The organism is Alicyclobacillus suci (assembly GCF_017329615.1).
GTDB lineage: Bacteria > Bacillota > Bacilli > Alicyclobacillales > Alicyclobacillaceae > Alicyclobacillus > Alicyclobacillus suci.
The window spans coordinates 1-419 of sequence record NZ_JAFMTW010000173.1; the positions used below are offsets into that span (position 1 = coordinate 1).

Annotated in this window: 1 protein-coding gene and 1 pseudogene; one reads left to right on the forward strand and one right to left on the reverse strand. The window is 45.1% G+C overall.

Annotation, left to right across the window (positions count from 1 at the left end; all coding sequences use genetic code 11):
- Positions 1 to 303 (reverse strand): integrase core domain-containing protein (locus J3482_RS20295; protein WP_206923103.1); only part of this gene is annotated, 303 nt, incomplete at its 3' end.
- Positions 304 to 320: 17 nt separating this feature from the next.
- Here J3482_RS20295 and J3482_RS21155 point away from each other — a divergent pair.
- Positions 321 to 419 (forward strand): annotated as a pseudogene (locus tag J3482_RS21155) (transposase); the annotation flags it as partial.

Here is a 419-nt window from a genome sequence, read left to right on the forward strand (position 1 = left end):
CCCGTTTTTCACATGTTCACGATGGAATTCTGCGGGTGACAAATAGTGAATGCTTGAATGAATCCGCTCGTTGTTGTACCACCTCATGTATTTATCCACTGTTTCGTATGCCTCTGCATACGCCTCAAATTCACATGAGGATAATCTGTCATCTTCTAACAGACACTGGAATGACTCGATATGTGCATTCATGTTGGGCGTTTTGGGCGGAATCCGTTCATGTTCAATCTTCAGTTCCTCACACGCCTCTTCAAATACATTGCTGATAAACTGTGGACCGTTATCCGAATGAATCACTGGCATTGCTTGTCCACCTGTAAGAGGTAGACATTTCAGTTCCCCGCGACCGCAAGGGCGAGTTTGATCCGCTCATCATCAAAAAACATCAAACGAATACCGTTGGCATCGAGGACCAAGTT